At 71.9% G+C, this 14,970-nt stretch carries 18 protein-coding genes; 6 read left to right on the forward strand and 12 right to left on the reverse strand.

The features are described from left to right. Positions 1 to 5: 5 nt before the first annotated feature. Positions 6 to 1,586: a sensor histidine kinase gene (locus tag ACYVHU_RS04000; protein WP_498947547.1), complete on the reverse strand. Its 1,581-nt coding sequence runs from the start codon at positions 1,584 to 1,586 to the stop codon at positions 6 to 8. Between the two features lie 168 nt (positions 1,587 to 1,754). Between ACYVHU_RS04000 and ACYVHU_RS04005 the strand changes: the two genes are divergently transcribed. Both ACYVHU_RS04005 and ACYVHU_RS04010 read left to right on the forward strand, forming a co-directional pair. Continuing rightward, on the forward strand, positions 1,755 to 2,423 hold the full coding sequence (locus ACYVHU_RS04005; protein ID WP_078763612.1) for a phosphatase PAP2 family protein: 669 nt from the start codon (positions 1,755 to 1,757) through the stop codon (positions 2,421 to 2,423). Positions 2,424 to 2,476: 53 nt separating this feature from the next. Then, the gene (locus ACYVHU_RS04010) at positions 2,477 to 3,448 is read left to right on the forward strand and encodes a magnesium and cobalt transport protein CorA (protein WP_235001150.1); all 972 of its coding nucleotides are present in this window, start codon (positions 2,477 to 2,479) and stop codon (positions 3,446 to 3,448) included. Positions 3,449 to 3,454: 6 nt separating this feature from the next. On the opposite strand, the gene ACYVHU_RS04015 is transcribed toward ACYVHU_RS04010, so the two are convergent. The 6 genes from ACYVHU_RS04015 to ACYVHU_RS04040 form a co-directional block, all read right to left on the reverse strand. Continuing rightward, positions 3,455 to 3,703, reverse strand: a complete 249-nt coding sequence (locus ACYVHU_RS04015) for a hypothetical protein (RefSeq protein WP_078763610.1) — start codon at positions 3,701 to 3,703, stop codon at positions 3,455 to 3,457. 133 nt (positions 3,704 to 3,836) lie between these two features. Then, a complete protein-coding gene (locus ACYVHU_RS04020; RefSeq protein ID WP_498947549.1) occupies positions 3,837 to 4,568 on the reverse strand; it encodes a YqjF family protein in 732 nt (243 codons plus the stop codon). Further along, positions 4,565 to 5,512 carry a YihY/virulence factor BrkB family protein gene (locus tag ACYVHU_RS04025; RefSeq protein WP_144390249.1) on the reverse strand — a complete coding sequence of 316 codons (948 nt, stop codon included), beginning with the start codon at positions 5,510 to 5,512 and terminating at the stop codon, positions 4,565 to 4,567. Before ACYVHU_RS04025 ends, ACYVHU_RS04020 begins: the two co-directional genes overlap by 4 nt. Before the next feature lie 95 nt (positions 5,513 to 5,607). Further along, positions 5,608 to 5,868, reverse strand: coding sequence for a DUF4235 domain-containing protein (locus tag ACYVHU_RS04030; RefSeq protein ID WP_078763607.1), 261 nt, complete (start codon positions 5,866 to 5,868; stop codon positions 5,608 to 5,610). Then, on the reverse strand, positions 5,865 to 6,143 hold the full coding sequence (locus tag ACYVHU_RS04035) for a DUF3618 domain-containing protein (RefSeq protein WP_078763606.1): 279 nt from the start codon (positions 6,141 to 6,143) through the stop codon (positions 5,865 to 5,867). Before ACYVHU_RS04035 ends, ACYVHU_RS04030 begins: the two co-directional genes overlap by 4 nt. Further along, positions 6,140 to 6,559, reverse strand: coding sequence for a phage holin family protein (locus tag ACYVHU_RS04040; RefSeq protein WP_078763605.1), 420 nt, complete (start codon positions 6,557 to 6,559; stop codon positions 6,140 to 6,142). The genes ACYVHU_RS04035 and ACYVHU_RS04040 overlap by 4 nt, the downstream gene beginning before the upstream one ends. A 147-nt stretch (positions 6,560 to 6,706) precedes the next feature. Between ACYVHU_RS04040 and ACYVHU_RS04045 the strand changes: the two genes are divergently transcribed. Together ACYVHU_RS04045 and dnaN are read left to right on the forward strand one after the other, a co-directional pair. After that, positions 6,707 to 7,153, forward strand: coding sequence for a DUF4442 domain-containing protein (locus ACYVHU_RS04045; protein WP_078763604.1), 447 nt, complete (start codon positions 6,707 to 6,709; stop codon positions 7,151 to 7,153). 165 nt (positions 7,154 to 7,318) lie between these two features. Then, complete coding sequence (dnaN, locus tag ACYVHU_RS04050; RefSeq protein ID WP_078763603.1) at positions 7,319 to 8,473, forward strand: DNA polymerase III subunit beta; 1,155 nt, start codon at positions 7,319 to 7,321, stop codon at positions 8,471 to 8,473. 36 nt (positions 8,474 to 8,509) lie between these two features. Here the strand turns inward: dnaN and ACYVHU_RS04055 are convergent, their stop codons facing one another. The 3 genes from ACYVHU_RS04055 to ACYVHU_RS04065 all read right to left on the reverse strand — a co-directional run bounded on the left by ACYVHU_RS04055 (position 8,510) and on the right by ACYVHU_RS04065 (position 10,714). Continuing rightward, positions 8,510 to 8,935 (reverse strand): PPOX class F420-dependent oxidoreductase, encoded by a 426-nt coding sequence (locus ACYVHU_RS04055; RefSeq protein ID WP_078763602.1) that lies wholly within the window; start codon positions 8,933 to 8,935, stop codon positions 8,510 to 8,512. Positions 8,936 to 9,296: 361 nt separating this feature from the next. After that, a complete protein-coding gene (locus ACYVHU_RS04060) occupies positions 9,297 to 10,103 on the reverse strand; it encodes a DUF2786 domain-containing protein (RefSeq protein ID WP_144390248.1) in 807 nt (268 codons plus the stop codon). Between the two features lie 173 nt (positions 10,104 to 10,276). Next, positions 10,277 to 10,714, reverse strand: coding sequence for a hypothetical protein (locus tag ACYVHU_RS04065; RefSeq protein WP_078763600.1), 438 nt, complete (start codon positions 10,712 to 10,714; stop codon positions 10,277 to 10,279). A 238-nt stretch (positions 10,715 to 10,952) separates the two neighbouring features. On the opposite strand from ACYVHU_RS04065, the gene ACYVHU_RS04070 reads away from it, so the two are divergent. Then, positions 10,953 to 11,759 (forward strand): PhzF family phenazine biosynthesis protein, encoded by an 807-nt coding sequence (locus tag ACYVHU_RS04070; RefSeq protein WP_078763599.1) that lies wholly within the window; start codon positions 10,953 to 10,955, stop codon positions 11,757 to 11,759. 65 nt (positions 11,760 to 11,824) lie between these two features. On the opposite strand, the gene ACYVHU_RS04075 is transcribed toward ACYVHU_RS04070, so the two are convergent. Further along, a complete protein-coding gene (locus tag ACYVHU_RS04075; RefSeq protein WP_078763598.1) occupies positions 11,825 to 12,775 on the reverse strand; it encodes an NUDIX hydrolase in 951 nt (316 codons plus the stop codon). A gap of 188 nt (positions 12,776 to 12,963) precedes the next feature. Here ACYVHU_RS04075 and ACYVHU_RS04080 point away from each other — a divergent pair, with 188 nt between their 5' ends. After that, on the forward strand, positions 12,964 to 14,250 hold the full coding sequence (locus ACYVHU_RS04080) for a hypothetical protein (RefSeq protein ID WP_498947551.1): 1,287 nt from the start codon (positions 12,964 to 12,966) through the stop codon (positions 14,248 to 14,250). A gap of 3 nt (positions 14,251 to 14,253) precedes the next feature. Here ACYVHU_RS04080 and ACYVHU_RS04085 read toward each other — a convergent pair whose 3' ends face one another. Further along, on the reverse strand, positions 14,254 to 14,925 hold the full coding sequence (locus ACYVHU_RS04085; RefSeq protein ID WP_498947552.1) for a hypothetical protein: 672 nt from the start codon (positions 14,923 to 14,925) through the stop codon (positions 14,254 to 14,256). Positions 14,926 to 14,970 lie beyond the last annotated feature (45 nt).

Raw genomic sequence — 14,970 nt, forward strand, 5'->3', positions numbered from 1 at the left:
GTCCCTCATCGAACCGCGCCGCCATAGGGGATGACGGCCTTGGCCACGAGGACCCCGTCGGCGAAGCACAGCCGGTGGGCCACCGCGCCCGCGTCACCGAGGAGCGTGCCGTGGGAGCGGTAGTACTCGCAACGAGCCCCCTCGGGGATGGCCGGACCCCGCTCCGAGGGCGGATCCAGCATCTGCATCCGCGGCAGCACCTCCTCGACGGAGGCGGCCGGCTGACCGATGCGCAACCGCGCGTAGTCCTCGGGGGGCAGGACCGAACTCGCGGTGGCGACCGCCGCGTATCCGGCGAACGTCCCCACCAGCGTGAGGGACAGGGCCGCCGGCAGCACCGTCATCGTCACGAGATCGCGGCGCAGGCGGCGGTGCACGCGGGCGCGCCGCAGCGCCGACTCCGTCTCCGGCTCCGCGGTCGCCGCGGCGACGGGCGGGACCCCGGGAACGTGGGGCAGGTGCGCGACGACCTCGAAGCCCCCGTCCCGGGGGCCGGAGCGCAGTGTTCCCCCGGCCAGCCGCACCCGCTCGGCCACGCCGGCCAGCCCTCGGTTGCCCGACGGCGGCGACGGGGGAGGACCGCCGGGCGGCGGCCCGTTGACGACGCTGATGACGGTCTCATCGGGAAGGTGGCGCAGCCGGACGCGGACCTTCGCCCCGGGGGCGTGCTTGGCCGCGTTCGTCAACGACTCCTGCACCACCCGGTACATCGCCCGGTCCACGGCCTCGGGGACCTCCCCTTCCGCCCCCTCGCGCTCCAGGTCGATCGCCATCCCCGAGGAGCGTGCCCGGTCGACCAGGTCGTCGACGTTGCGGTGCAGTGGTCCCGGGTCGGACCCGGTGCCCTCGTGCAGGATCCCGATGATCTCCTGGAGCCGTTCGGTGGCCCGGGTCGCCCCGGCGCGTAGTTCCGCCGCGGCGGCCCGGTAGTCCTCCTCGCCGAGCCCCGGAGCCACCTCCAAGACCCCGGCCCGCATCGCGATGAGTCCGAGTTCGTGGCCGAGGGAGTCGTGCATGTCCTCGGCGATGCGGGCCCGCTCGCGCAGCCGCTCCCGATCGGCGATGACACGCCGTTCCCGTTCGAGGGACTCGGCGCGGTCCCAACCGGAATGGACGAGCTCCCGGTAGGCCCGCCAGAACCGGCCCACGGTCCACGGCAGGACGAGCAGGCCCACCAGGGCGAGGCAGCGCAGCAGCGTTTCGCCGGGCGAGTCCGTGATGAGCAGCGCGACCGCGACCCCCGCGGCCCCCGAGACCGCCAGTCCCGTCGACGCCGGACGCCCTCGTGGGGAGCGCAGGCCCGCGAGGAAGGCCAGGATCGCCAGCGGCCACAGCATCACGTCGATCCACGACGTCGCGGCGACGAGGGCGGGCGGCACCAACGGGTGGGAACGGGCCAGCAGCGCGGCGGCCCCGGTGACCGCGACGACCACACCGGCCTGCGCCGGCCACCCGGCCGCTCCGGCCACGGCGAGCAGGACGACGGGCGACGCCAGCACCGGCCACCACAGCAGCAGGTCGGCGCGGAGGGCGGGCGTCCACGACCGGCATCCCGGGCGCCATGACGTGACGAACGATCCTCTCACCCCCTCGACGTTACAAACCCCGCCAGACGCCCCACCACCGTCGAAAGAGGGAGTTTTCCCGAGAGGGATTCCCCCGCCCGTCGGTCCGGTCGATGACGATCCGGCGATGTTCGAAACGGTTGGTTTTCCTACGGTTCTGCATTGATCGTTCGTCAAAAGGAGAACGCAATGCCCGAATCGTTTGTCGCGGACCTCGTCGGTCTGAGTACCGACTGGTATCTCGCCGTCGCCGCGCTGGCGGAGCAGAGTCCACCATGGTTGCGCCTCACCGCCGAGATCGGTACCGAGGCCGGCCTGGCGCTGTTCGCGGCGCTTTTCCTCGCGGCCTGGTGGCGGGCTCGGGCCCGCGGCGCCCGTGACATGGCGCTCGCCTTGCTCGCCCCCTGCGCCACGGTCGCCGTCTACCTGGTGAGCGAGACCGTCAAGAGCGTGCTGCACCAGCAGCGCCCCTGTCACGTGCTCACCGATGTCATGACCATCGCGCAGTGTCCGCCGGCGGGCGACTGGTCCTTCCCCAGCAACCACGCCGCGATCACGGCGGCCGCCGCCGCGGCGGTGATCGTGGCCTGGCGCCGATTGGCGGCCGTGGCACTGCCGTTGGCCGTCCTCATGGGGTTCTCCCGGGTGTTCGTCGGCGTCCACTATCCCCACGACGTCATGGTGGGCTTTCTCCTCGGTGTGCTCCTCGCCCCGTTGCTGGTCCTCCTCCTGGCCCCCTTGCTCGCCCGCCTCGTCCAGCGGTTGAGGGAACGTCCCCTGCCGGTGCCGTTGCTCGCCGACGCGCTCGGGGGGCGGCGGGCCCTGGGAGGGCACCGGGTCTCCTCGGCGGGAAGGTAATTCGCGTTCCGGCACGAAAAGGTCCACCGGCGCAGTATTTTTCCGGCGTGATCATGGATTGCGCGATCTATCGCGCCGGTACCCGAACCGACGTCGACGGGGACATCAGCGACGCCCTCGACCTGGCCCTGTCCGACGACAACGAGGCGTTCTGCTGGATCGGACTGCACGAACCGACCCGCGCCGAGTTCGACCTCGTCTCGGCCGAACTCGGACTGCACCCCCTGGCCGTGGACGACGCAGTCGAAGCCCACCAGACACCCAAGGTCGAACGTTACGGTGACGTGACGTTCGTGGTGTGCAAGACCCTCGCCCTCGATGAGGAGCGCGTCGACGTCGAAGTCGGCGAGATCATGGTCTTCGTCGGGCCCAACTTCGTCATCACCGTCCGCCACGGCCAGGCCAACCCGCTCTCGGGGGTGCGGCGCCGGCTGGAGGCCGACCCCCTGACACTGCTGCTGGGGCCGGCCGCCGTCGCCCAGGCGGTCCTGGGCGCGGTGGTCGACACCCACATCCGGGTGGCCACCCGGATGCGGGCCGTGGCCAACGAACTGGAGGACCGGGTGTTCTCGGCGACCCGCGACTCCTCGATCGCCGAGGACGTCTACCACCTCAAACGCGAGGTGGTGGAGGCGCACGCCGCGATCGGCCCCATGGTGCTGGTCATGCGCGCGCTCACCTCGGACGGCACCCAGATGGCGGCGGACGCGATCCCGTTCCTGCGTGACGTCGCCGACCGGGCCCGCCAGGCGGCGGTGTGGATCGACGGCCTCAACGAGCTGCTCCCCCAGGTGCTGTCGGCGCATCTGGCCCGGGTGAGCGTGCAGCAGAACGACGACATGCGCCGGATCACGGCGTGGGCCGCGATCATCGCGGTGCCGACCCTGATCGCCGGGATCTACGGGATGAACTTCGACGTCATGCCGGAGCTCCGCTTCAAGTGGGGCTATCCCCTCGTGATCATGGTGATGCTGGCGATCTGCGCCACGCTGTTCACCGTGTTCCGCAAGAGCCGGTGGCTCTAGCCGGGGCTAGTCGGCCGTGGAGGTGACGGTCTCCCGCCACACGCCCTCGGGGCCCGCGTAGAAGCGGGTCTCGACGAAGAAGAGGCCGTTGGGCCCCGAGACCGCCCGCACCTTGGTGGAGTAGGCGCCCTTCGGCCCGGCCCACAGTCCCCCTTGCTGGAAGAAGGCGTCGGCCAGGGCCACGGTGGGGATGGCGAGGGTGAGCAGCAGGGCGGCCAGCAGGGTCGCCGCGCGGCGAAGAATCCTCATGGTCATGGTTGTTTCCCTCTCTCGGGGAAGAGACTGCTCCCGGGGATCGTGGGCGCGCCACCACGATTCCCGTACGGGAGGTGGCGGGCAAGCACGGCGGCATATGCGTGTGTCATCCCGGTGCGCGGTCCGACCGGCCTCAACCGGCCGTTCGGACCCGCCCGCCATAGGCGACCGAGGCCACGGCCCCGGGGGCCCACAGCACGGAGGAGGGCGGCTCCCGCGGGTCCGGCAGACCCGCCGCGGTGAGCAGGGCGGAGCAACCGCGGGCGGCCACCAGCGTGGCGTGGTGCAGCTCCCAGGGGCGGTGGGCGATGCGGACCCAGTGCGTGGCGCCCAGATGGCGCGTGTGCAGTCCCCAACGGGCGGTCACGAACACGTCGGGATCCGTCTGCTCGCTCTTCCGCGCCCCCGGCCGGACCCACACCCCGCCCGACACGCGGTCCCGCGGCCGGCGCCGGCGGCAGGCGTATCCGACCGTGCCGTCGGCGGCGCGGCGGACGGAGGCGTCGGACCAGGCGTAGGGGAGTCCCGCGAGCAGTCTCGCCGCCGCGACGTTGTGCGCCGAGTCGGCGTCCATCGACAGGAACACCACGCCGCGCCGGCCGTCGTCGTCCACCGAGTACAGCCGTACGTTGACCTCGGTGAACGAGCCGACCGGCACGGTGCCCAGCAGCCGGGTCCCTGTCACGCCAAACGCCACGATCCCGGCGTAGGTCACGCCGTTCAGCACGTCGGGCCGGGTCCCCGTGGGAAGGAGGTGTTCCACCGCCTCCGGGGGCAGCGCCCAGTGCAGGAAGGCGACGTCATGCCAGCCCTGGGTGAGCAGGACCGGGCCGGGAAGCGGGGGAGCGACGGGGGGAGGGGTCACTTCTTCTTCGCGTGCAGCCAAGGGAAACGCCTACTCGCCTTCCCGGGTTTCTTCTCCTTCGGTTCGTCGCGTAGTTCGACGTAGGGTTCCTCGGGCGAGGGGTGACCGGCCGCGATCGCCCGGCCTCGCTCGATCTCGGCGTTGAACTCCTCGCCCAGCAGGATCGCGATGTTGGAGATCCACAGCCAGATCAGGAAGATCACGACGGCGGCGAGGCTGCCGTAGGTCTTGTTGTAGGAGCCGAAGTTGGCCACGTAGAAGGCGAACCCGGCCGAGGCGACCAGCCAGATGAGGATCGCGAGCACGCTTCCGGGGCTGACCCAGCGGAATCCGCGCTTGGCGTTGGGCGAGGCCCAGTACAACAACCCGATCATGAACGTCACGATCAGCAGCAGCACGGGCCACTTCGCGATGTCCCACACGGTCACCGCGACCGAGCCGATGCCGAGCAGCCGGCCCACCCGGTCGGCGAGCCCGCCGGTGATCACGACCATGACGACGCTCGCCGTCAGCAGCACCACGAGCGTCAGCGTGACCCCGACCCGGATGGGCAGCGTCTTCCAGATCGGCCGCCCTTCGGGGATGTCGTAGACGATGTTCGAGGCGCGCATGAACGCCGCCACGTACCCCGACGCCGACCACAACGCCAGCAAGAGGCTGACCAGGCCGAACAGGCTCGCCGTCGCCTGGCTGCGTTGCAGGTTCTCGATCGCCGAGGTGAGGATCTGGGCGGTCTCCTCCGGGGCGAAACGCGACACGTTCTCGGTGATCACCGCGGTCGAGTCCTGCCCGGCCATGCCCAGCAGCGAGATGAGGACGAGCAGCGCGGGGAAGACGGCCAGAACCGCGTAGTAGGTCAGTCCCGCCGCCAGGTCGAGCAGGTTGTCCCCGCGGAACTCGGTGATGGTGCGGCGCAGCGACGCCCACCACGACGGCGCGGGCAGGTCGGTGGGACCGTCCGGTCCGCCGGCCTGGGGACGGTGGTCGTCGGGGCGGGCGTTGCCGCGCGTGCCGTCGGGGTGCTCCTCTCTCCGGTGGCTCACTTGCCGGGCCACTTTCCGGTCACCCGGCGCACGCCGGTCGCGCCGGCGCGGTCGACGGCGGCCTTCACCAGGGCGAAGATGGCTCCCTGGAGGGCCGCGGCCAGCAGGACCTCGGTCCAGGTGCTGTCCTCCTTGGTGGCCTCCGGCGCGTCGTCTTGGCCCTTGAGGAGCTTCCACACCTGCTTGAACACCACGCCGGCGAGCAGACCGCTGAAGGCGCCCGCGGCCAGGCCGAAGGGCTTGTACAAGAACCTCATCGCGCGTTCCTCCCCCTGGTGCACAGGGCGACGATGGCGGCGGCCAGGACCCCGGTCGCCAGCGCCACGGCGACGCGCCGGACCTCGTCCCCACCGGCCCCGCCGCCCGAACGCACCGTGTGGGCCACCCGGGAGGCGCTCTCCTTGGCCCGGCTCTTCACATCGGCCTTGGCGGCGAGCGCCTCGACGGTCTCGCCCAGTTCCTCCCGGGTGCGGCTGATCTCCTCGCGGACCAGCGTGGTCTCGTCGGGGGTGTCGTCTCGGGTATGGCTCATCGGTGGACCCTCCCCTTGATCGCGCTGACGTCGGCCTGGACGCTGTGCGTCGTCTCCTCGGGCTTCAACGGCGCGGCGTCGGACACCTGACGGCGGCCCAGGAGCGCGAGCACCCCGGCGACGGCGAACAGCACCACCGCCACGATCAGGGCGGCGGCCCACGCGGGGAGGACCAGCGCGAGGGCGAGGACGATCGCGGCGATCAGCGTGCCGGTGGCGAACAGCGCCACGATGCCTCCGGCACCGAACATGCCGGCGCCCAGGCCGATGTGCCGGCCCTTCTCCTTCATCTCCAGTTGCGCCAACCGGAGTTCGTCGCGGACGAGGCGCGACATCTGTTCTGTCGCCTGTTTGACCAGCTCGGCAGTCGACGGCTCGGCGGCGTCGGACGGCCGGCCGGCGGTGGATCCGGCCATGGCGGTTTCCCCCTTCGTCCGGTTAGGTTCCGCTTCTTCGGCGACTGCCCAGCCATACGGGATCCAACCGCTCGGAACCGGGAGAAGGAGGGAAAGGGGCAGGGGTCGCCATTTTGGTTACTCGCGAGTAACATCTGGCCCATGACGATGAACCCCGACATGGTGAAGGCCGGGCTGCTCGCCACGGTCCCGTTCGTGCGCACCCTCGGCCTGGAGTTCGTGGAACTGGACGAGGACCGGGCCGTCATGCGCCTGCCCGACGACCCCGCCCATCACAACCACCTCGGCGGGCCGCACGCCGGGGCGATGTTCACGCTCGCGGAGTCGGCGTCGGGGGCGATCGTGCTCGGCGCGTTCCACGGACTGCTCGACCGGGCCGTGCCGCTCGCCGTCCGGGCCGAGATCCACTACCACAGGCTCGCGATGGGGCCGGTGACCGCCGAGGCCCGGCTCGTACGCCCCCGGGACGAGGTGGTCGCCGAATTCGACGAGGGGAGGCGGCCGGAATTCCCCGTCGAGGTCGGACTACGGGCCGAGGACGGCACGGGGACCGGCGCCATGACGGTCGTCTGGACGCTGCGTCCCCAGCGGTGACGAGGCGCGCTCCGAGGTTTCGGGGCGCGAGCGCGGCAATGCCTCCCCGCGCGCCGGGGTTTCGATCGGTGCTTGAGGGAAAGCTGTGGACGGACCCGACGATTGTCACCGCCTGTGGGTACGGTGACCTTGCCCGGGAGGCCGGGAAGACCATCGGGAGGCCGCGTGAAGTTCCGAGTTGATCGCGATGCGTTCGCCGACGCCGTCGCGTGGACGGCCCGGGCCCTGCCCGCGCGTCCCGCCGTGCCGGTCCTCGCCGGCATGCGCCTGGACGTTTCGGACAAAGCGACGGGTCAGGTCCGGCTGTCCGGTTTCGACTACGAGGTGTCGGCCCGGGCCGCGGTGGACGTCGAGGTCGAGGAGCCCGGTGACGTCCTGGTCTCGGGCCGGCTGCTCGCCGAGATCGCCCGCAACCTTCCCGACCACCCGGTCGAACTCGTCTCCGAGGGGCCACGGGTCCTCCTCACCTGCGGCGGCGCCAGCTTCACGCTGCTCACACTGCCCATCGAGGACTATCCGGCCCTCCCCGCGATGCCCGACCCCGTGGGTTCGGTCGGTGGCGGCGTGTTCGCCTCCGCCGTACGCCAGGTGGCCCCCGCCGCCAGCCGCGACGACACCCTGCCCATGCTCACCGGCATCCACCTGGCCTTCTCCGGCGATTCGCTGACCCTGGCCGCCACCGACCGCTACCGTTTCGCGGTCCGCGAGATCGGTTGGCGCCCCCACCAGTCCGGGCTGACGACCTCGGCCCTCGTCCCCGCGCGCACCCTGACCGACACCGCGCGTTCCCTTGTGGCCGGGCAGGACGTCGGCATCGCCCTGTCCACGGTCGGCACCGCCGAGCGGCCGGCCGGACACGGCGAGAGCATGATCGGGTTCGACAACGCCGGACGGCGCACCACCACCCGGTTGATCGACAGCGAGTTCGTCACCTATGAGTCCCGATTTCCCAAGGACTTCGCGGCCCGGGCCCAGGTCAACGCCGAGGCGCTCACCGAAGCGGTCAAGCGCGTGGCGCTCGTCGCCGACCGCAGTACGCCCCTGATGCTCTCCTTCTCCCAGGGGCGGGTCGTACTCGAAGCCGGTTCCGGTGACGACGCCCAGGCGCGCGAGGTCATCGAGGCGAGCTACATGGGCGATGACATGCGCGTGGCGTTCGGACCCCACTACTTCCTCGACGGACTCGGAGCGATCGAGTCCGACGATGTCCACCTCGGCTTCACCACTCCCACCCGGCCGGCCGTCATCTCCGACACGCCGGACGAGGTGACGGGACGGCCGGGCTTCCGCTATCTCGTGATGCCGCTGCGCATCACCTGATCCGGCCCGCGGACGTCCTCCGTTCGGGCACGCCCCTCAGTCGGGGCACCCCTCGTTGCTGCGGATCTCCTCGCCGTCCATGAGCGTCACCGCGTAGTACAACGTCCGATGGCGGAGCAGCCGATAGGACAACGGCAGCGCCCAACGTTGCAGAACGGGGTGGCTGCGCCCCAGCAGGAAGGCCGCCCGTCGGGCCTCGGCGCCTTCCAAGGGGCAGACCCTGCCGCGCGCTGCCGGACCGGCCGGCTCGCCACGGAAGGTGCAGGGCCTGATGTCCACGATCGGGTGGTAGCGCAGCCGCTTGGCCTTGCCCGAGTCCTCCCAGGTGCGGAACAGGACACGGTCCCCGTCCACGACGATGCTGACCGGGGTGTCGACCGCGGTCATTCCATCGCGGCGGTAGGTGGTCAACAGCGCTGTCTTGTAGTGACGCAGCGACGCGAGCATCGTGGCCGTGGACATCCTCGCCTCCCGGGGCCGTCGAACGCTACCTCTCTCCTTCCCCGTTCGGTGATCCATGTCACGTCAGGTCGGGCGGGGAGGTGAGGCGGAGAAACGGTCAGCGAGTCCCCGGAGATGGATTCGGGGAGAATTTGGCCGAATCCGGCCACTGGAAAATGTTTATCCACAGGAAAATTGAGTTGCTGTGGGTTATCCACTGCCTTCCACAGGGTTATCCACAGCTGTTATCCGCAGTTGTGCACAACTCGTGGACAATGGATGGGTCCGTCAGGGAGAATTTTCGCGGCTCTTCGGATAACGGACAGGACGTTTCTCCCGCGTGGAAAGTCGAAAATCGTGCCGAAGACGCCTGCGCGCCGTCTCAGTCGCCCTCGCTCAGCGAGGCCACCCGGCCGCCACCGACCGCGGTCTCCATGCCCAACTGCGCGTTGCGTCCGCGCAGGTAACCCGCGCGGTGCCCGGCCCGGTGGTGGGTCCGTTCCGGCCGGGTCGGCCGCAGCCGCGGGAAACGGCGCTCGAACTCCTCGTGCACCCGGTCGACATCGGCGCGCAGTACCAGTTCGGCCCCCCGCGAGGCGGTCGTCCCGCCGGTGACGCCGTCGCCCTCCTCCGACACGGTGGGGTTCTCCTGCAGGCGCGCGCGGAACTCCCGGATGCGCTCGGCCACCGCCGCGCCATAGGCGCGCACGAACGACCGGTAGAAGCGGTTGCGTTCGGTGGCCAGGGCCGAACGGTCGTAGTTGCGCAGCGCCCGGAGCCCCGCGACGTGCTCCCGGGCCGAATGCCGAGCGGACACCTCCATCTGCATGCTGATCGACGGCAACAGCACGCGCAGCGAGTCCAGCGCGGTGACCGTGCCGACGATGATCAGCGTCCGTTCGGTGTTCGCCGAGGTGTTGCCCCGTACGGCGGATTGGCAGCCGTAGGCCGACGCGATGGCGGCCAGCGCCTTGACCCGGGCCTTGCCGTGCCCGCCCACACCCGACACCGGAAAGTCCAGCCGCGACACCGACTCGGCGGCCTCGCCGCGCTGGACGCGTGCCTCGGCCTCGGCGATCGCGTGCCGGGTCATCAACTCGGCGGCCTTGGCGGTGAACGCCTGGCTCTCGGCGTCGGTGACCGAGGGATCCTCGGCCATGCGGAGAAGGCCGCGGACCCGCTCGACCATCTTGCGGCGGGCCTCGGAGTTCGGCTCAGTGGGCATGCGGCCCCCAACGGGTGGGGACCCGGACGGCCGCGGCCCACGGTCCTGTGGTGTCCTGCTGGTCCTTCTCAGTCGACATAAAGCGGTGGTCGTCCCAACGTCTCGCCTGGAAACCGGCCGGGCGGCCGGTGCGGCGCTCAGGCCGCCCTGTTCCCCGCGACCATACCGATCAGGCCGAGGATCACCCAGATTACGGCGGCCGTGCCGACTCCGGCGACGATCGCGCCGAACAGGCCGCTGACCAGCGCGCCACCCAGCGCCGCGGCGATGAACGAGACGACCGCGGTCCCCGCGCCGCCCAGCGCGGCCGGCGCCATGGCGAACCGCCAGGGGTACTGACCGGCGTAGCGTCGCGCCCGACGGTCGCCCTTCTTGCCCAGGAGCGCGACGCCGCCTCCCACCAGCGAGAAGAAGAAGATCGCGGTGGTCAGCGAGCCGGCGACCGGGAAGGAGCTCAGGTTCAGTAGGAAATGGGCCACGCCCGTGACCGCCCCGGCGGCCGTCGCCGTGCCCCAGGGCCAGATCATCGTCGCTGATGCGACGGGGGTGAAGGCGTTACCGCGCTCCAGCGTCATGTCCGCTCCTCACGTCGTCAACGGTGGCGGCGCGGTAGGGAAGTGCCGCCCCGACACCAGCAGCATGCCCCGGCGAGGGACGGGGCACATCAGGGCACGCCCCTGATATACCCCCGATCCGGGGACGGGATACTCGGTCACCGGCCCTCGGCCGGGACCCGTTACGACAACGAACCGGCGCCCCCGGGAGTGCCCGCCGCGTCCGGTCCCTCCTCTGCGGCCTCGGTAGCCTGGCCACATGCCCCGATTCCGTGTCGTCGACGCCTTCACCGATCAGCCTTTCGGCGGCAACCCCGCCGCCGTCCTCGTCCTCGACGAGCCCTACGAGGACTCCTGGGCGCAGCGCGTCGCCGCCGAGTTCAACCTGTCCGAAACCGCCTTCCTGCGCCCCCTCGATGGTGACGGCGCCGACTACGAGCTGCGCTGGTTCACCCCCCGCACCGAGGTGGCGCTGTGCGGACACGCCACACTGGCGTCGGCGCACGCGCTCCTGGAGGACGGGGTCAGCGGCCCGATCCGCTTCGCCACCCGCCACAGCGGGACGCTGACCGTCACCCACCGCGACGGCAGGCTGTGGATGGACTTCCCCGTCAACCCCGCCGAGGCCGTCGCCGAACCCGAGGGACTGGCCGACGCGCTCGGCGTGCGCCCCCTACGGGTCTCGTCGGGACGCACCGACGACATCGTCGTCGAGGTCGCCGACGAGCAGACCGTCCGTGGGCTGACGCCGGATCTCACCGCGCTACGCGCGATGCCCTGCCGCGGCGTCACGGTCACCGCGCTCGCCGACCCGGACCGCCCCTACGCGTTCGTGTCGCGTTTCTTCGCCCCTCGGGTCGGCGTTCCGGAGGACCCGGTGACCGGGAGCGCCCACACCGTGCTCGCCCCCTACTGGGCCGAACGGATCGGGCGGACCTCCTTCGACGCCTTCCAATGCTCGGCGCGCGGCGGACTGCTCAGCATCGAGCTCCCGGCCGGCGCGCCGGACCGGGTCCACATCGGAGGCGGCGCGGTCACCGTCAGCGAGGGCGAGCTGCGCGTCTGACGCCACGCCCCAGCGGGTGTCCGCGGGGCGGGGTGCGAGACGGCGGTCTCGCACCCCGCCGCCGGTCAGCCGGCCCCACCGGCGCGAGGATCGGTTTCGGGCCCGCCCAGCAGGCCCAGCAGCCACGACGGCGGCGCCACGGCGGCGCCCGCGCACCGTTCGGCGAACCCGCGGTCGGAGGTGACGGGCACCGGCGTCCAACCGGAACGGGCGTGACGCTCCGCGAGCGTGGCGACGTCGGCCACCACCTCGACCCCGGGGGCCGGCGCGAGCCGCGGGCCGCCTTCCCCGGTGACCAGCGCGATCGTGGGGAACCAGCGGTGCAGGGGGACCAGGTCCAGCTCCGGCGGCAGGTCCGCGCCGCTCAGCCCCGCCGCCGCCAGGGTGGCGAGCCCGTCGCGCAACCGCTCCACCGGGGAGCGCGGGTCGCCCGCGCGTCCATCGGGCAGGAGCCGGACCAGCTCGGTCGCGGGCACGATGAGCAGCGGACGCCGGGTCAACGCCCGGCGCACCTGCGGCCAGATCACGCCGAAGGCGGGCAGCAACGGCAGTGAGGCGACCTCCTCGACCGGCACCCAGCGGATCGCGGCGCTCTCGGAGTTGCCCGGGGAGAACTCACCCGGCTCCGGCAGGCGCCCCAGCACCGTGTCGTAGTGCCACACGACGTGGTCCTGCCGGTGGACGCCGTCCAGGCAGACCCGGCCGAGATCACCCTCGACCTCCTCCCCGAACTCCCGCACCGCCCCTTGGACGGAGGACTCGCCGCTGTTCAACGCGCCACCGGGCATGCCCCATGTGTCGCCCTGGTGGCTCCACCAGGCGCGGTGCTGGAGGAGGACCTGGCCCCGGCCGGCCGCGTCGGCCGCGTACAACAGCAGCCCCGCGGCCCCGTACCGGCCCCAGCGCCGGGAACCGTCGGGAAGGGTCACCCAGCCGTCACCGTCGCCCTGGGGGACGTCTCCGGGGACATCATGGGGACGCCAGACAGGGGCGTCCTCCTCACCGCTCGCGCGCATCCGACGTCCTCTCTCCTCTCCTACGGGACCGGACAGACCCGTCTCCGCCAGCTTGCCCGCTGGACGGGAACGGGACCAGGGCCCTCGTCCTCTCGTGGATGAAGCGGTGACCACGGCCCCGCCTATTCCACCGGCACCCGCCGGCCGGCCGCCCACGGAAGACCGGCCGGGGTTAGGATCTCGGACCGATGAACGGTCAGGCGGTCTCCGCCGCGCGGCTCCCGCTCTACGCTCTCGCCCTGGCGAGGCGGTACTGGGCGCCGTTGCTGTGCGTCCACACCGTCGGGGTGTTCCTGCACTGGGCGGTCCTGCGGGGCATGGTCCTCCTCGAACGGGTCGATCCCGTGGCCGCCCTCGCGGGGTTGAGCGTCGCCGTCCTGACGACGTTGACGGCCACGATCGTCATGCTCCACCTGCTCGTCCCCGGCCTGCCCACGCTCCAGGCGGAACTCCTGGCCCGGCGCGCCCGCGGCGTGCGCTCCGCCACCCTCGCCGAACGCGAGCGCAGGGTCGTCGACGCGATCGCGACCGCGGTCCTCCCCTTCCTCCTCCTCTACAGCGCCTGGGGCATGTTCGCCGAGGAGTACCGTCGATACGCGGTGGAGCTGATCAACCACAGCGGCATCCAGGCCTACACCGACCAGCTCCAGATCGACGCGCTGGGACCGCCCCTCGTCGCCGCGCTCGTCTGCCTGGCCGGCCGCGTGGTGGTGGAACGGCTCTACCACCGCGGCGGTGCTCCCGGGCTGGGGGTGCTCACCGCGCTGTTCGAGGCGAACTGGATGTTCTTCGCGGTGTTCTCGGTGGTACGGCTGACCGACCAGGCGAGGCAGTGGGTGGCCTCCCGCGCCGTGGTGGCCGAACTCCATGACGCCGCCGCCGACCTGGTGGCCCTGGCCGGGGACCTCACCGGGCTTCCGCTCGGCGCGGCCTGCGCGGCGCTGTTCGCCCTGGTCTCCGGGGGGTGGGAGCAGCTCAAGGACGCCGTGCTGGAGCCCCTGATGTGGCTGGCGATCGTCGCCGTGATCTTCGGCGCGGAGATCGACCGGGCCGAGGCGGTGCTGCGTGGCGACGCCCGCGCGGCCAGGGTGCGCGCGGCGACGCGACGCCTGCCCCGGCCGCTGCGCGGTGTCGCCGGGATCACCTCCCGGGACCTGCGCGAGAAGTACGCGCCGTTCCTCAACGCGATCCGGTTCGTGCTGCGGGTCGGACCGGTCTTCTTCCTGACGCTGTGCCTGTGCCACGTCCTGCTGGAGGCCGCCGAGGGATGGCTGCGGCGCGGCGTCCATCTCGTCGTCGGCCCGCACGACTTCCTCGGCTGGTGGTGGCAGTGGCTCGAACCCCTCGCCTTCGCCACGGGAGCGTTGCACGAGGTGCTGCGTGTGTGCCTGCTCGCCGCGGCCTTCGAGCTGGCGTTGCGGGCCCTGGCCGGTCACAGCGTCGGCCGGCGTGTTCGGCCCGCTCCCGCGGGCTGAGACTCAATCCCGGAACTCCACCGCCGCGGGCCGGGGACGCTCGGGATCCTCCGACGTGTCCGCGCGCACTTGGAGGCGCAGGGAGCCGACCGCGTCCTCGGGGACGAGGAACGTCGCGATCATCGGCTGTCCCGTCCCCGGTGGGACCGGTTCGGCGTCGGGACCGGAGCAGCCCGGCCATGTCTCCACGACCTCCTCGGGCAGTGTCCGGCCCGTCTGCGCGGCGGTCTGTGCCCAGGATCGGCCGCGATCGTCGACCAGCCGGAACTCGCACGAGGACTGGAGCAGCCGGCCGGCCCGTGCGTCACGCGGCGTCGCCACGACCACGGCGTCGACCAGCTCCGTACCCGCGGGGAGCGGGGTGAGGGACCCGTCGGTCGCCCCGGTGACGAAGCCGCGGAACTCCCAGTCGGTTCCGGCGAGTTCCGCGGTCGCCCCGGCCCCGGTGCCGTTCGCGGGGACGGCCGAGGGAGGCATGGCACCCTCCGCCAGGAGCTCGGAGCGTTCCAGCCACCACGGCAGGCCGACGGCGAGGGGAAGCAGGACCAGCAGCGCCGCCACCGGGCGCACGTCGTGGCGGCGCCATCGGGCCGGACGGCGTGGAGCGGGGCCGCCCGGTCCCGCGGATCCGGGCGTGACGGTGGCGGCGGGGCGGGCGGGAGGGGATCCGTCCATGTTCGCTCCTGTCCGTTCTCCTCCCGTCGACCGGAACCGGGGCAG

The organism is Marinactinospora endophytica (genome assembly GCF_054780875.1).

Bases quoted from the DNA above. Each gene is read 5' to 3' on its own strand.
- ACYVHU_RS04040 (WP_078763605.1), bottom strand. From the start codon at position 6,559: ATGGCCGGATCCACCGCCGGCCGGCCGTCCGACGCCGCCGAGCCGTCG.
- ACYVHU_RS04065 (WP_078763600.1), bottom strand. From the start codon at position 10,714: ATGACGCTGGAGCGCGGTAACGCCTTCACCCCCGTCGCATCAGCGACG.
- ACYVHU_RS04035 (WP_078763606.1), bottom strand. From the start codon at position 6,143: ATGAGCCATACCCGAGACGACACCCCCGACGAGACCACGCTGGTCCGC.
- ACYVHU_RS04005 (WP_078763612.1), top strand. From the start codon at position 1,755: ATGCCCGAATCGTTTGTCGCGGACCTCGTCGGTCTGAGTACCGACTGG.
- ACYVHU_RS04060 (WP_144390248.1), bottom strand. From the start codon at position 10,103: ATGGTCGAGCGGGTCCGCGGCCTTCTCCGCATGGCCGAGGATCCCTCG.
- ACYVHU_RS04070 (WP_078763599.1), top strand. From the start codon at position 10,953: ATGCCCCGATTCCGTGTCGTCGACGCCTTCACCGATCAGCCTTTCGGC.
- ACYVHU_RS04075 (WP_078763598.1), bottom strand. From the start codon at position 12,775: ATGCGCGCGAGCGGTGAGGAGGACGCCCCTGTCTGGCGTCCCCATGAT.
- ACYVHU_RS04080 (WP_498947551.1), top strand. From the start codon at position 12,964: ATGAACGGTCAGGCGGTCTCCGCCGCGCGGCTCCCGCTCTACGCTCTC.
- ACYVHU_RS04015 (WP_078763610.1), bottom strand. From the start codon at position 3,703: ATGACCATGAGGATTCTTCGCCGCGCGGCGACCCTGCTGGCCGCCCTG.
- ACYVHU_RS04010 (WP_235001150.1), top strand. From the start codon at position 2,477: ATGGATTGCGCGATCTATCGCGCCGGTACCCGAACCGACGTCGACGGG.
- ACYVHU_RS04030 (WP_078763607.1), bottom strand. From the start codon at position 5,868: ATGAGGTTCTTGTACAAGCCCTTCGGCCTGGCCGCGGGCGCCTTCAGC.
- ACYVHU_RS04055 (WP_078763602.1), bottom strand. From the start codon at position 8,935: ATGTCCACGGCCACGATGCTCGCGTCGCTGCGTCACTACAAGACAGCG.
- ACYVHU_RS04085 (WP_498947552.1), bottom strand. From the start codon at position 14,925: ATGGACGGATCCCCTCCCGCCCGCCCCGCCGCCACCGTCACGCCCGGA.
- ACYVHU_RS04045 (WP_078763604.1), top strand. From the start codon at position 6,707: ATGAACCCCGACATGGTGAAGGCCGGGCTGCTCGCCACGGTCCCGTTC.